General features: G+C 66.8%; 12 protein-coding genes and 1 riboswitch. Of the genes, 1 reads left to right on the forward strand and 11 read right to left on the reverse strand.

The genetic code is table 11. The features are described 5' to 3' along the window. Window positions 1-14 precede the first annotated feature (14 nt). From gcvP to secA2, 11 genes are all read right to left on the reverse strand, one after another. The gene (gcvP, locus tag QQ25_RS17925; protein ID WP_039380218.1) at window positions 15-2879 is read right to left on the reverse strand and encodes an aminomethyl-transferring glycine dehydrogenase; all 2865 of its coding nucleotides are present in this window, start codon (window positions 2877-2879) and stop codon (window positions 15-17) included. 152 nt (window positions 2880-3031) lie between these two features. Next, a riboswitch (glycine riboswitch) is annotated at window positions 3032-3130 on the reverse strand. Window positions 3131-3271: 141 nt separating this feature from the next. Beyond that, complete coding sequence (locus QQ25_RS17930) at window positions 3272-3892, reverse strand: MerR family transcriptional regulator (protein ID WP_039320974.1); 621 nt, start codon at window positions 3890-3892, stop codon at window positions 3272-3274. Between the two features lie 255 nt (window positions 3893-4147). Beyond that, the gene (locus QQ25_RS17935) at window positions 4148-4642 is read right to left on the reverse strand and encodes a bifunctional nuclease family protein (RefSeq protein WP_039320976.1); all 495 of its coding nucleotides are present in this window, start codon (window positions 4640-4642) and stop codon (window positions 4148-4150) included. Window positions 4643-4763: 121 nt separating this feature from the next. Further along, window positions 4764-5519 (reverse strand): transcriptional regulator FtsR, encoded by a 756-nt coding sequence (ftsR, locus tag QQ25_RS17940; protein ID WP_039320978.1) that lies wholly within the window; start codon window positions 5517-5519, stop codon window positions 4764-4766. 3 nt (window positions 5520-5522) lie between these two features. Next, window positions 5523-6002: a glycogen accumulation regulator GarA gene (garA, locus tag QQ25_RS17945; RefSeq protein WP_039321183.1), complete on the reverse strand. Its 480-nt coding sequence runs from the start codon at window positions 6000-6002 to the stop codon at window positions 5523-5525. 190 nt (window positions 6003-6192) lie between these two features. After that, window positions 6193-6588, reverse strand: a complete 396-nt coding sequence (gene gcvH / locus QQ25_RS17950) for a glycine cleavage system protein GcvH (protein ID WP_039320980.1) — start codon at window positions 6586-6588, stop codon at window positions 6193-6195. Window positions 6589-6633: 45 nt separating this feature from the next. Continuing rightward, entirely contained in the window at window positions 6634-7386 is a 753-nt protein-coding gene (locus QQ25_RS17955) for a DUF881 domain-containing protein (RefSeq protein ID WP_039321186.1), read from the reverse strand. Between the two features lie 214 nt (window positions 7387-7600). After that, window positions 7601-7933 carry a small basic family protein gene (locus QQ25_RS17960; protein WP_003882035.1) on the reverse strand — a complete coding sequence of 111 codons (333 nt, stop codon included), beginning with the start codon at window positions 7931-7933 and terminating at the stop codon, window positions 7601-7603. A 28-nt stretch (window positions 7934-7961) separates the two neighbouring features. Then, a complete protein-coding gene (locus QQ25_RS17965; RefSeq protein WP_039380220.1) occupies window positions 7962-8861 on the reverse strand; it encodes a DUF881 domain-containing protein in 900 nt (299 codons plus the stop codon). After that, window positions 8858-9487 (reverse strand): CDP-alcohol phosphatidyltransferase family protein, encoded by a 630-nt coding sequence (locus QQ25_RS17970; protein ID WP_039320988.1) that lies wholly within the window; start codon window positions 9485-9487, stop codon window positions 8858-8860. Before QQ25_RS17970 ends, QQ25_RS17965 begins: the two co-directional genes overlap by 4 nt. A 9-nt stretch (window positions 9488-9496) precedes the next feature. Next, window positions 9497-11854, reverse strand: coding sequence for an accessory Sec system translocase SecA2 (gene secA2, locus QQ25_RS17975; protein WP_039380222.1), 2358 nt, complete (start codon window positions 11852-11854; stop codon window positions 9497-9499). A 119-nt stretch (window positions 11855-11973) separates the two neighbouring features. Here secA2 and QQ25_RS17980 point away from each other — a divergent pair, with 119 nt between their 5' ends. Then, window positions 11974-13905: an ABC transporter ATP-binding protein/permease gene (locus QQ25_RS17980; RefSeq protein ID WP_039380224.1), complete on the forward strand. Its 1932-nt coding sequence runs from the start codon at window positions 11974-11976 to the stop codon at window positions 13903-13905. The last annotated feature ends 27 nt before the right edge of the window (window positions 13906-13932 follow it).

A 13932-nucleotide genomic window follows, 5' to 3' on the forward strand; every position in this document is an offset into this window, starting at 1 on the left:
ACGCGCGAAACGGCTCAGGCGAACGCCTCGACCGGCGGGCAGGAACACACCAGGTTCCGGTCACCGTACGCCCCGTCGATGCGACGAACCGGCGGCCAGACCTTCGGACGGAACCCCTTGCCCAACGGGTAGGCGGCCTGTTCGCGGGTGTACGGATGATCCCAATCCGCCACGAGAAGGCACTCGGCCGTGTGGGGGGCACCGCGCAGCGGGTTGTCATCCACCGGCCACTCCCCCGAACCGACCCGGTCGATCTCGGCGCGGATCGCGATCATCGCGTCGCAGAACGCGTCGACCTCGGCCAGGCTTTCACTCTCGGTCGGCTCGACCATCAATGTGCCTGCCACCGGGAAGCTCATGGTGGGTGCGTGGAAACCGAAGTCGGCCAGACGCTTTGCCACATCGTCGACGGTCACGCCGGTGTCCTTGGTGATCCCTCGAAGGTCGAGGATGCACTCGTGGGCCACCATGCCGTTCTCGCCGGTGTAGAGCACCGGGTAGTACTCATCGAGCCGGCGGGCCACGTAATTGGCCGACGCGATCGCGGTCAGACTCGCCGCGCGCAATCCCTCGGCACCCATCATCCTGATGTAGGCCCACGTGATCGGCAGGATCGACGCCGACCCGTACGGCGCGGCCGAGACCGTGTGCTCGTCGGGCAGCTCATCGGCGAGCGGATGGCCCGGCAGGAACGGCGCCAGATGCGATCGCACCGCGACCGGGCCGACACCGGGGCCGCCACCGCCGTGCGGGATGCAGAACGTCTTGTGCAGGTTCAGATGGCTGACATCGCCACCGAAGCGGCCTGGGCGGGCCAACCCGACCAGCGCATTGAGGTTCGCGCCGTCCACGTAGACCTGCCCACCCACGTCGTGCACCGCCGCGCAGATCTCGGCGACGTCGTGCTCGTACACCCCATGAGTCGAGGGGTACGTGATCATCAGCGCCGCAATATGATCCGAGTGCGCAGCGATCTTCGCGCGCAGGTCGTCGAGGTCGACGTCACCGTTCTCGCGGCAGGCCACCACCACGACCCGCATGCCGGCCAGCGCCGCCGAGGCCGCGTTGGTGCCATGTGCGCTCGACGGGATCAGGCACAGATCGCGATCGGTGTCGCCGCGGGAGACGTGGTACGCCTTGATGGCCAGCAGCCCGGCGTACTCACCCTGAGAACCGGCGTTGGGCTGCAACGAAATCTGGTCGTAGCCGGTGATGCCGGTGAGCCAGTCCTGCAGATCGGCGATCAGTTTACGCAATCCCGGGTTGTCCGACGCAGGCGCGAACGGGTGCTGCCGGGCGAACTCCGGCCAGGTGATCGGCTCCATCTCGGCAGCCGCGTTGAGCTTCATGGTGCAGGATCCCAGCGGAATCATGCTGCGGTCCAAGGCGATGTCCTTGTCCGCCAACGACCGGAGGTACCGCATCATCTCGGTCTCGGTGCGGTAGGAGTTGAACGCCGGATGAGTCAGGAACTCTGATGTGCGCGTCGCGATTCCGGCACTGGCCGGATCGGGCGCCGGGGCGGCTCCCCGGCTCGATGTCGCCGCCGGGGCGGCTCCGAAGGCCTGCAGTACCGAAGCCACATGCTCGTCGGTGGTCACCTCGTCGCACGACACCGACACATGATCGGCGTCGACGCGCCACAGGTTGATCCCCTTGCCCTTGGCCGCCGCAATCACGTCGTCGGCGCGTCCGGGAACTCGGGCCAGCACGGTGTCGAAGTACTTGTCGTGCACCAGCGCATCGCCGAGTGCCGCCGCGATGGTCGAGGCATGGCCGTGCACGCGGCGCGCGATCGCGGTCAATCCCGGTGCGCCGTGGTAGCTGGCATACATCGCCGCCATCACCGCCAGCAGCACCTGAGCGGTACAGATGTTGCTGGTCGCCTTGTCCCGGCGGATGTGCTGCTCACGGGTCTGCAGGGCCAGCCGGTAGGCCGGCGCCCCGTCCGCGTCCACGGACACGCCGACCAACCGGCCCGGCAACTGCCGGGCATGCTTGGCGTGCACCGCGAGGTAACCGGCGTGGGGTCCGCCGAATCCCATTGGTACCCCGAACCGTTGGGTCGTCCCGAAGGCCACGTCCGCCCCCGCCTCCCCCGGTGGGGTGATCAGTGTCAGCGCCAGCAGGTCCGCCCCGACGGCGACGAGCGCACCGCGCTCATGTGCGGCGCTGATCAGTCCCGACCAATCGTCGACACGCCCACTTGCCCCGGGCAGTTGCACGATGACGCCGAAGAACTCTCCGTCCGGAAGCCCTTGGCGCAGATCGGCGGTGACGATCTCGATGCCGAGCGGCTCGGCGCGGGTGCCCAGCACGGCCGCCGTCTGCGCGTACACATCGGTGTCGACCACCAGTCGGTTGGTCTTGGATTTGGTCGCGCGGTGCATCAGCGTCATGGCCTCGGCGGCGGCGGTGCCCTCGTCGAGCATCGAGGCGTTGGCCACTTCGAGTCCGGTCAGGTCCGACACCATGGTCTGGAAGTTGAGCAGCACCTCGAGGCGGCCCTGGCTGATCTCGGGCTGGTACGGCGTGTACGCGGTGTACCAGGCGGGGTTCTCAAGGATGTTGCGCCGCAACACGGCGGGGGTGAAGGTGTCGAAGTAGCCTTGACCGATCATCGAGACCGCGGTCGTGTTGGACTCGGCGAGGGCGCGCAGCTCGGCCAGCGACTCCTCCTCGGAGGCCGGCGCGGGCAGGCCCTCCAGGCCCGGTGCGATGCCGTCGAAGGAGAGCGCGTCGAGTATGCCTGCCGGTAGTGCCTTGGCGGCGAGCTCGTCCAGGGAGGCCACGCCGATCACCTCGAGCATGGTGCTGACGGCGGTGGCGTCCGGGCCGATGTGACGATCGGCGAAACGCGATTGATGCTGGTCGGACACGACACTCTCCTGAGGCGCAGACGTGCTCAGACGTCCTAGGCGTCCCTCTCCCTCTGTCGTCGACCCGGTCCGGGCGCCTGAGAGATTCAGCCCGGGTGCCGGGCCTTTCCCCATGGGCGGGTACCCAGCGGGCACCACTTTCCAGAGGCATCGGGGCCTGCGCGGTCCGGGGTGCCTGAGAGGTTGACGGAGAGGTATTGCTCCTTCGGCGTCCGTGGCTGGCTGTCACGAAACTCTCCCGCACGAGGGCGATGCGTCCCTCATCCTACCGGGCTTCTACCGGCTGCTCGGCAAGCCCGCGAAGTGCGCCCCGCGCGTCGAAGATGCCGTGAGCGCCACGACTCCACAGCGTTGGTGTGGGCCGGCTTCAGGTGTCTGTCCGCGAAGGTAAGTCAGCCGATTTTGCGGTCGCGACTTTTGCGCCGCGAGGCCAGCTCGTCCTCAGGCGACGGGATGGACTCGCCGCCGTCGGCGCGCTCGCCCGGGAAATCGGCGATGGTGCCGGTCAGCTCACGCATGGCGCCGGACACCGCGATGCCGAACACGCCCTGGCCGCCCTGCAGCAGGTCGACAACCTCTTCGGCGGAGGTGCACTCGTAAACCGTGGTGCCGTCGGAGAACAGCGTGATGTTGGCCAGATCCTGCACACCGCGCTGGCGCAGGTGGTCAACCGCAACCCGGATGTTGTGCAAGGAGATGCCGGTGTCCAGCAGTCGCTTGACGATCTTGAGGACCAAGACGTCCTTGAACGAGTAGAGGCGCTGGCTGCCCGAACCGGCCGCGCCCCGGATGGAGGGAACCACCAGGGATGTGCGGGCCCAGTAATCGAGCTGCCGGTAGGTGATACCGGCAATCTGGCATGCGCTGGGACCGCGGTAACCGACCAGTTCGTCGGGCACAGAATCGTCGGGGAAAAGCCCGCCCTGCACGGGTTCGCCAGATGGCCTGACCGGCGGCTCCGCACCGCTCCCGGTGGTCAGATCCAGCTCTTCCTGCCGTGGCGTGTCACCCACTGTGAATCCTCTCGCCGATCGAACTCGCCCGCACCGAACTTCTAGGTCCTGCACTGCAGCAATCTCTGCCGCGACGGTTTGCTGCGAGCTCGAATGTGTCGAGCATACGCTTCCCGCCGGGCCCTGATTGCCCGCTGTGAAGAAAGTATGGCGCCCGAATTCCCGCCCGATTGTCTCCCGCGCCGCGTGTCGACACCGGTATACCCACTTGAGACGTACCCGTGATCTGCGACCGGACGGCGGGGCGGGCGACGGTCATGTCGCCTTGAAGTCGTCCGGCGAAACGCTGTCGAGGAACTCCTTGAACTTTTCCACCTCGTCCTCACGGACGGTGCCCGCGGCCTCTTCGTCGTTCTCGTCGGGGATCAGCAGGCCGGCCTCGGCCAGCACCGCCTCTTCCACGTAGATCGGGACGCCGACGCGGAGGGCGATCGCCACCGAGTCCGACGGCCTGGCCGAAACCTTGATGTCGCGGTCGAAGATCAGATCGGCGTAGAACGTGCCTTCCTGCAAGTCCACGATCCGCACCTCTTTGAGCGAATGCCCCAGGGCGGTAATGACATCTCGAATCAGGTCGTGTGTGAGGGGCCGGGTGGGTTCGACGCCCTGCTGCTCCAGGGCGATCGCTGCAGCCTCCGACTGCCCGATCCAGATCGGTAGGTAGCGATCGCCGTTGGACTCCCGCAAAAGCAACACGGGCTGGTTCTGCGGCTGTTCCACCCGAATCCCGACCACGCGAACCTCAGCCATCTGTGCCTGCCCTCCGCACCGCCGTGCCGTTTCGTCGTATTTTCGTCCTCGCGCAGTCCGCCGTTACCAATCGGCAGGGGTCCCGACTTGGACGAACTGGCCGTCGAAACGAGTCTAGTCCTCAGCGATCCAGAACGTCGCGTACGGCGGACTTGATCAGAGACGTGTGCAAAGTGATGGCCAGGGCGGCCACTTCGCGGGCCAGGTCGTCGGCGCGGTCGCGGGCTCCGGCCCTGCCCGCCTTGCCCACTGGGCCCGCGATCTGGGCGATCAGATCGGATTGGCGATCAGCCGCGGAGCGGAATGCCCGCAGGTGTCTGGGCTCGACGCCGTAGTCGCCGAGGGCGCGTGCGCACTGAGCGATCACCACGGAATGTTCGTCGAAAAACCCGCCGGGCCCGGGGGTGATGATGCCGTTGCGGACCAGTGCCCCCAGCATCTCCTCGTCGATTCCCGACCGGGCCAACAGGTCTTCGCGGGACAGCCGCACCTGCGGCGGTCCGACCGCAGCGACGACGGCTGCGCCGGACCCGGCCGCAGCGTCGTCGTTGTCGCCGGACACCGGCACCAGACGCGGAACCCCATAGGGGGATCCGGCCTGCGGCAACTCCCCGTCCGGTAGAGCGTCCAGCTGAGCCTTGATCACCTTCAACGGCAGATACTGGTCCCGCTGGGCGGTCAGGATGAACCGCAACCGCGCACAGTCGTATGCGGTGAACCGCCGGTAGCCCGACGCAGTGCGCTGCGGTGTCACCAACCCCTCGGCCTCAAGGAACCGGATCTTCGAGATGCTGACATCCGGAAAGTCTCCCCGGAGCAGGTCCAGGACTGCACCGATCGACATCCCGGCCAGTGCAGGTCTGTCGGGGGCAGTCATCGGCTAGCTGGTCTGGCCGCTGTCGTCGTCAGAACGGGGGCCCGTGAGGAACACCAGACGGAACTTCCCGATCTGCACTTCGTCACCGTTGGCGAGGACGGCCGAATCGACCGGCTCCCGGTTGACATAGGTCCCGTTGAGGCTGCCGACGTCGACAACCTGGAACTCACCGCTCTCCAACCGGAATTCGGCATGCCGACGACTCACCGTGACGTCATCGAGAAAGATGTCGCTGTCAGGGTGGCGCCCCGCCGACGTCGTCGGCTGATCGAGCAAGAAACGCGATCCGGCATTCGGTCCGCGCTTGACGACGAGCAATGCCGAACCCGCGGGCAGGCCCTCGACACCGGAAACGGCGCCTTCGGCACCGGCCGTTGCGGGCGCATCCAGTTCGTTCAAAAAGTCCGCGCGGAAAACCGAAGTGGTTTCCACCGTCACGTCCTCCGACTGGTCGGCCCCCAAATTGCTGTCCTTGTCCGTCACCCGCTGCTCCTCACTGGCTGCTGTGGCGTTCGCCCGGCGTGGCCCCAGCCCATCGTCGGTCTCACGTCGACCGTACCGCGCATCAGGCATCATTGGGTCCACCACCGCCGGATCCGATGGGGAAGATATCTGCGCGCCGGGTACGGCCCAACCGGTCTAGGCGACCGGCCCCCGAAACCCTAACAATTCCTTAGTCGGTCACCGCGGCGCGGTAGCCGTCCGCGTCGAGCAAACCTGCCAGGGCGTCTTCGAGCGTGCCCTCCTCGAGGCGCAGATCGACCAGCCAGCCTTCGCCGTAGGGGTCGGAGTTGACCAGCTGCGGACTGCCGTCCAGATCCCCGTTGACCGCAACGACTTTCGCCGCCACGGGGGCGTACAGGTCCGACACCGATTTAGTGGACTCGACCTCGCCGAATGCGTCGCCCGCGGCCAGCTGGGCACCCACGTCGGGCAGTTGGACGAACACCACGTCGCCCAGCGCGGACTGCGCGTAATCGGTGATGCCGACCCGCACCGTGTCGTCACCGGTACGCAACACCCACTCGTGTTCCGAGGTGTAGTACAGGTCGGCTGGGATCTCGCTCACGGCGCTCCTTATTTCGTGGAGTTGGTTGCATTGCTCATTTGAAGCTCACTTGACGGGCTGAGCGTATTGGCGTGGTTTCGGTTGCCGCAAGGCGGTGACGTCGACGCGCTCGGCTTGTTGTACCACCATCGTGCCGCCGACACGTTTGACACTGTCCATTGCCCCACCGGGAATGTTCATCGCCGCCGCCAGCGTCGGCGGATCCCCAATCGCCAGAACCGAATACGGCGGCCGCAAGGTCACGTCGTCGACCGTGAGCTGCCCGGGAGTGCCGATGATCCAGGTGTCCAGGCCCACCCGCACAGCGGTTTGCTGATCGCCACCCCGGATCTCGATGGCCTCGGCCCCTGCCGCGCGCAGCTCGTTGATCACATCGAGCATGGTCTCTGCGGGCACCCCGGGCGCGTTGTCTTCTATGGTGAGCGTCACTCCCGGGCCTGTCGCGGCCACCGTCCCGATCTGGATGGACAGCGCTTCCAGCCGGGATTGCGCGTTCTCGATCGCGGCCTGATCACTGCTGCCCGAGGCCTGCAACTGTTGCAGGGTGCGCTGTAGGTCGGCCACCTCGGTGTTGAGCGACCCCTCACGTTGCTGCAGGGAATCGAGCAGCACCAGCAGATCCGCCGGCCGCGCGGTCTCCAGCGAATCCCCCGACTCGTTCTGGCGAACCTGCGTGACGATCGCCATGCCGAGCAGAATGCACAACAGGACCCCGAGACCACCGAAAACGAGCTGCGAACGGCTGCGGCGCACGATCCGCAGATTCCGGAATCGGCGTGGCGAGACATCGGCGGGCATCTCGTGACGGCCATGGTGCTCGGCGTGATGCTCCGCTGGGTGCTCCGGTGGGTGGTCCGCCTGGGTTTCCGGGGGATCGTCCGGCGGCGTTTCGGGCTTGGCTTCAGGTTCCGGCTCGGCCGCGGCTTCCGGCTGGATTGTGTCCTCGTCAGGCCCGGTGGAGCCCGCCGGCGGATCCGGCTCGGCCTGAGGGGTGGACTGCGGTTCGCTCATGTCAGGCGCCGAACAACCTGCGCCGCAGTGCGGCGGCATTACCGAAGATCCGGATGCCGAGGACCACGATGATGGCCGTCGACAACTGGGTGCCGACGCCCAATTGGTCGCCGACGTACACGATCAACGCCGCCACCAACACGTTGAACACGAACGACACCACGAAAACCTTGGCGTCGAATATCCGCTCCAGGTAGGCGCGCAACCCGCCGAAAACCGCATCGAGTGCCGCCACCACGGCGATCGGAAGGTATGGCTCGACGAATTCGGGAACGCTCGGGTGGAACACCAATCCGAGCACGATCCCGACGACCAGTGCGACGATCCCGATCATCTAACGGTCAATCCTGTGCACGTGCGGCCTATCCAATCTGTTTGGCGAAGTTGACATCCCGTACCGAAACCGCGGGCACGGTCAGACCGTCGCCCGCAGTCACGTTCACCCCGACCCCGTAGGAAGTCTCCAGCAACCGCAGCCGCTGCAGGCCCGGGGTGCGGTCGAACGTATCGGCCATCCCTTTCGGCGGTCCGATGGCCACAATGGCATACGGACTCGTGATCGGCTGGTTGTCGACCAGAATGCCGCCCCCGGCCTGGCGGATCGTCACACCGGCGCCGACCCGCACTCCGCCCACCGAAACGGCCTCTGCCCCACTGGCCCACAGTGAATTCACCACCAGCTGCAGGTCCCGGTCGAGGATGATCTGCTGGCCACCGGCGACCCGCTGCTTGGACACGTCGCTGAGGTCTTTGGACAGTCCGGGGTCGGTGACGGTGATGGTCAGCCCCGGACCGATCATCGGAATGGCGGCAGCGACGATGTTGGCCGTGTCCAGACTGCCGAGCAGCTGCTGGCCGTTCTCGTCCATGCCGAGCCTGCTGCGCCGCTCGGCGTCCACCTGATCGACGAGTGCATCGCGCTCGGCACTGACCTGGTCTGCACTGATCTGAGCCGCGCGCACCCGCCCGGCCAGGGTGTGCTGGGCTTCTCTGGCGGCCGGGGCCGCCGTCTGGGCCTGACCCGCGGCCATCGCGAACACGGTGGCGATCACCCCCGCCCCCAACACCAGCCAGCCGGCATCGCGTAGGCGTCGAGGCGGGCGGGCGCCTGCCTCACGTGCGGCCGCGGCCGCGGCGTAACCGGGATCGAGGTGCTCGGACAGCAATGACCGCAGCAGCGAGGGCAGTGGAATCCGCTTGGGCGCGTGGGCCTCATGGTCGTTGAGCCCGGCCCCCGACGCGTAGCCGCCCAGGGTGCTCATGATCTGGCAGGGAGTTGTCGCACCACCATCGCCACCTGGATCAGGTACAGCACCGCCGACCACAGGTACAACGCCGCACCCCACAACAGGAAGGCCCACCCGCAGGCCAGCGCCACCCGGCTCCACGTCGCGTCCCACTGTCCCAGCAGCACCCACGGGAAACCCGACATCAGCGCGAACGTGGCGGCCTTGCCCAGGTACGTCACCGGCAGCGCGGTCAGGCCGTGGCGCCGCAACAGGGGCAGCGTCGCGGCCAGCACCGCATCGCGGCCCAGCAGGGTCAACACCAGCCACCACGGCACCACGCCGTACAACGCCAGCGCGACCGGAACGGTGATCATGTAGATCCGGTCGACGAGTGGGTCGAGCAGTTCGCCGAGACGGGACGACTGATTGTCGACCAGACGCGCGATCTTGCCGTCAGCCCAGTCGGAGAAGCCGCTGAACATCAGGATCGCGACGGCCCAACCGTTGGCGTGCGCACCGAACAGCAGCCACAGGAACACCGGGACCAGCACCAGGCGCAGCACACTGAGCGCATTGGGCACGGTAAGCACCCGATCGGACGCAGGTGGTGCGGTCCGGCTCGCTGCGCTCCTGCCCTCAGGAGCAGGCGCGTGGTCCATGCCTAAAACCTAGCGGAACACGCCCGGCAGGCTCAGCGCCGACATGGTGTCGTCGTTGAGCGGGTTGTCGTGGACCATGTAGGTCCACGTCGACGTGGGCCGTGCGAGCTTGGACAGGTCGATGCCGGGTTCGTCTTCGATCGAGTCGGCGGTGTCGAAGGTCTGCTGGGCGGCCTCGATGGCATCGGCGGCCAGCGACGCGAACGCGTCGACGGCCATCCGGTGGAATTCGTCGAGCGGGTTCTGGCGGCCCAGGGCCCGCAGGTGGATGCTCTCCCGGATGTCGGCTAGGAACGCCAGGTGGTCACACCAGCCGCGGTCCAGGTGGTAGAGCATGATCAGCCGGCAGATCTTCTCCAGCTTCTCCTCGCCGCCTTCCCCGAGTTCCTCGACGAGCTTTTCGTACCGCTCGGGCGAACGTTCCTTGAGCTCCTGGCGCGCGGTGTCGGTGCGCAGCAGGGTTTCCCGACGGTCCACGATGATGGCGCGTTGCTGCGCGATCAGCTGGTTGTAGCGCCACGTGTTGGCGTGCACGTCGAGCAGCCTGCCCTCGGCGACCCGCTGCGCGTGGTCGAGCAGGCTCGGGGCCTTGGGCGCGAGGATCCGGCCGTCTTCGTCGGTTTCGGTCGGCAGCTTCGTGTCGTCGAGATGGGAGGACACGACCTCGTCCTCCCAGCTGGAGAAGAACACCGTCGAGCCCGGATCGCCCTGCCGCCCGGCGCGCCCGCGCAGCTGATTGTCCAGCCGTTCGGTGTGATGCCGGCCGGTACCGACCACGTGCAGCCCGCCCAGGTCGGCCACCTTCTCCTTCTCCGCCGAGTCGTCGGCGGCCTCGGATCCGCCCAGCCGGATGTCGGTGCCACGACCGGCCATCTGGGTGGACACCGTCACCGAGCCGAGCTTGCCCGCCTCGGCGATGACGGCCGCCTCTTCGGCGTCGTTCTTGGCGTTGAGCACGACGGCGGGGACACCGGCCTTGACCAGCCTGCGGTGCAAGTCTTCGGATTCGGCGACGTCGTGCGTGCCGACCAGCACCGGCTGGCCGGTCGCGTGCACCTCGGCGATGTGCTCGACGATGGCATGGTTCTTGGCCGCCTCGGTGAGATACACCCGGTCGGTCTCGTCTTCGCGAATGTTGGGCTTGTTCGGCGGGATCGGCGACACCCCGAGCTTGTAGAACTGGCGCAACTGCTCGCCGGCGGCCAGCGCGGTACCTGTCATGCCGCAGACCGTCGGGTAGCGGTTGACCAGCGCCTGCACCGTGATGGTGTCGAGCACCTCACCGGTCTCGGTGGTCTCGATACCTTCTTTGGCCTCAACCGCGGCCTGCAGGCCGTCCGGCCACCGTTGCAGCGAGGCGATCCGTCCGCGTGACGCGTTGATCAGGTGCACCGCGCCGTCCCGGACGATGTAGTGCACATCGCGCTGCAGCAGCACGTGCGCGTGCAGCGCGACGTTGACCTCGGTGAGCGTGGTCGCGACGTGCTCCTCGGAGTACAGGTCGATATTGCCGAGTCGGGCCTCCAGCTTGCGGGCGCCGGTGTCGGTGAGGTGCACGTTGCGGTTGTCGTCGTCGGTCGCGAAATTCTCGTGCGAGTCCGGCCCGCTGATGAGGTCGCCGACCATCCGGATGATCTCGACGCGCGGCTGTTCCCGATGGCTGGTACCGGCCAGCACCAGTGGCACCAACGCCTCGTCGACCAGCACCGAGTCGGCCTCGTCGATGAGGGCCACATCGGGATTGGGTGAGACCAGGTCCGCGACGTCGGTGACCAGCTGATCGCGCAGCACGTCGAACCCGATCTCGTTGACCGAGGCGTAGGTGACGTTGCATTCGTAGGCCTCGCGCCGCTGTTCGGCCGTGGAATCGGCGGTGATCCAGCCGACCGTGAGTCCCAGCGCCTCCAGCAGCGGGGTCATCCACTCGGCGTCGCGACGCGCCAGGTAGTCGTTGATGGTGATGACGTGGACGTGCCTGCCGCCGATCGCGTAGCCGGCCGCCGCGATCGCGCCGGCCAGGGTCTTGCCCTCACCGGTGGCCATCTCCACGACGTCGCCGGCGAGCATGCGCAGCGCCGCGAGCAACTGCACGTCAAAAGGACGCAGACCGGTGGTCCGGTCGGCGGCTTCGCGCGCGAGTGCCAGGAATTGGGGCATGTCCGCGGACGCTGCGAGGTCCTGCAGTTCGAGTAGCTTGGCGGCCTTGGTGAGCTGCTCGTCGTCGAGCTTGGCAGCCTTGTCTTCGAAGGCGGCTGCTCCCTTGACCTCTGAGAGCGACCGGGCCTCGTTGCGCTCGGTGCTGGCCCCCAATAGCTTCCAGAACTTGCTGCTCACGCGGCCCGGTTTGGCGCTGGACGTCTTCGGCACACGTTCACGGTACGCGGACGCGGCGGATGCCTTTGAGCGTGACCCCGGACAGGATCGGCGCAGCACACCGGGACGGCGCCCCACAGGCTCGTCGCCGTTGCGCGGGGTACCTTGCCCGCATGGAGATGTTCACTCCGACCCTGGACTGGGGCAACGAGCTCGCGACGTCGCTGGTGTGGATCGCCAAGGGCTGGCTGATCGCGGCGGTGTGCACGCTGGTGATCCTGGTGCTGCTCGCCAAGTTCACCACCTGGGGCCGCCAGTACTGGCGGATCACCAGCGGATACTTCACCGGCCGCGACAGCGTGATCGTGTGGGCATGGTTGGCCGCGTTGCTGCTCTCGGTGATCACGAGCGTGCGCCTGACCGTGCTCTTCAGTTTCTACGGCAACGACCTGATGACCAGTTTCCAGGTGATCGCCGGCGGCATCTCCAGCGGCAACGAGGCCGTGAAGCAGTCTGGTAAAGACGGCTTCTGGATGGCGATGACCGTATTCGGCATCCTGGCGACACTCAACGTCGCACGGATCATGCTCGACCTCTACATGACCCAGCGCTTCATGCTGCGGTGGCGCGCCTGGCTCACCGATCGCCTCACCACCGACTGGCTCGACGGCAAGGCCTACTACCGCGCCCGCTTCATCGACGACACGATCGACAACCCGGATCAGCGCATCCAAACCGACATCGACACCTTCACCGGCAGCGCCGACTCCCTGCCCAACCGGCCCAACAACACATCAACGGCGACCTTGTTGTTCGGCGCCATCAACGCGATCGCCTCGATGATTTCGTTCACCGCGATTCTGTGGAATCTGTCGGGTGGGATCACCCTGCCGCTGGTCGGCATCGAGCTTCCGCGGGCGATCTTCTGGATCGGCATCGTCTACGTCCTGTTCGCCACGGTCGTGGCGTTCTGGATCGGCCGGCCCATCATCACGCTGTCGTTCAACAACGAGAAGTACAACGCCGCGTTCCGCTACGCGCTGGTGCGGCTGCGCGACGCGTCGGAAGCGGTGGCGTTCTACCGTGGCGAGATCGCCGAGCGCACCGGGCTCCGGCGGCTGTTCGAGCCGGTCGTGACGAACTACAAGAATTACGTCAACCGGATGACCAAGTTCCTCGGCTGGAACCTGACGATCGACCAGGCCCAGGAGCTGATTCCGTACGTCGTGCAGTTCCCCCGGTTCTACAGCGGCGAGATCACCCTCGGCGCGCTGTCGCAGACCGCGAGTGCGTTCCGCAGTCTGCTGGACGGCCTGTCCTTCTTCCGTGGCGCCTACGACAACTTCGCCGGTTACCGGGCCGCGATCATCCGCCTCCACGGCCTCGTGGTCGCCAACGGCGACGCGAGAGAGTTGCCCGAAGTGACCACCACTCCGTGTGTGGACGGCACGGTGAAGCTCACCGACGTCGAGGTCCGCACACCCGATGGCAGGCAGCTCATCAAGCCGCTCGACCTGCACCTGCAGGTGGGCGACACATTGGTCATCACCGGGCCCTCGGGCAGCGGCAAGACGACCCTGCTGCGTAGCCTCGCCGAACTGTGGCCGTTCACCTCGGGCACCCTCACCCGACCGTGCGGCCCCAACGAAACCATGTTCCTATCGCAGTTGCCCTACGTCCCGCTCGGCGACCTGCGCGCGGTGGTGACCTACCCGGGTGAGGAAGGTTCCATCGACGACGAGGCACTCAGGCGGACCCTCGACGAGGTGGCGCTGGCTCATCTGGTCAGCCGGCTGGACGAGGTGCAGGACTGGGCCAAGGTGTTGTCCCCCGGTGAGCAGCAACGGATTGCGTTCGCCCGCATCCTGCTCGTCAAGCCCAAGGTGGTGTTCCTCGACGAGTCGACCTCCGCGCTCGACGAAGGTCTCGAATTCATGCTCTACCAACGGGTGCGCACCGAACTGCCGGACACCATCCTGGTCAGCGTCAGTCACCGCACCACCGTCGAGCAGCACCACACGCACGAACTCGAGCTCCTCGGCGAAGGCGAATGGCGGCTGGGACGAGTCGAAGATGACGAGGCCGGCCTGATCAAGCAACCGTGAGCGCCCGTTCCCGGTAACTTCCCGGGG

Origin of the sequence: Mycolicibacterium setense (assembly GCF_000805385.1) — a bacterium.
GTDB lineage: Bacteria > Actinomycetota > Actinomycetes > Mycobacteriales > Mycobacteriaceae > Mycobacterium > Mycobacterium setense.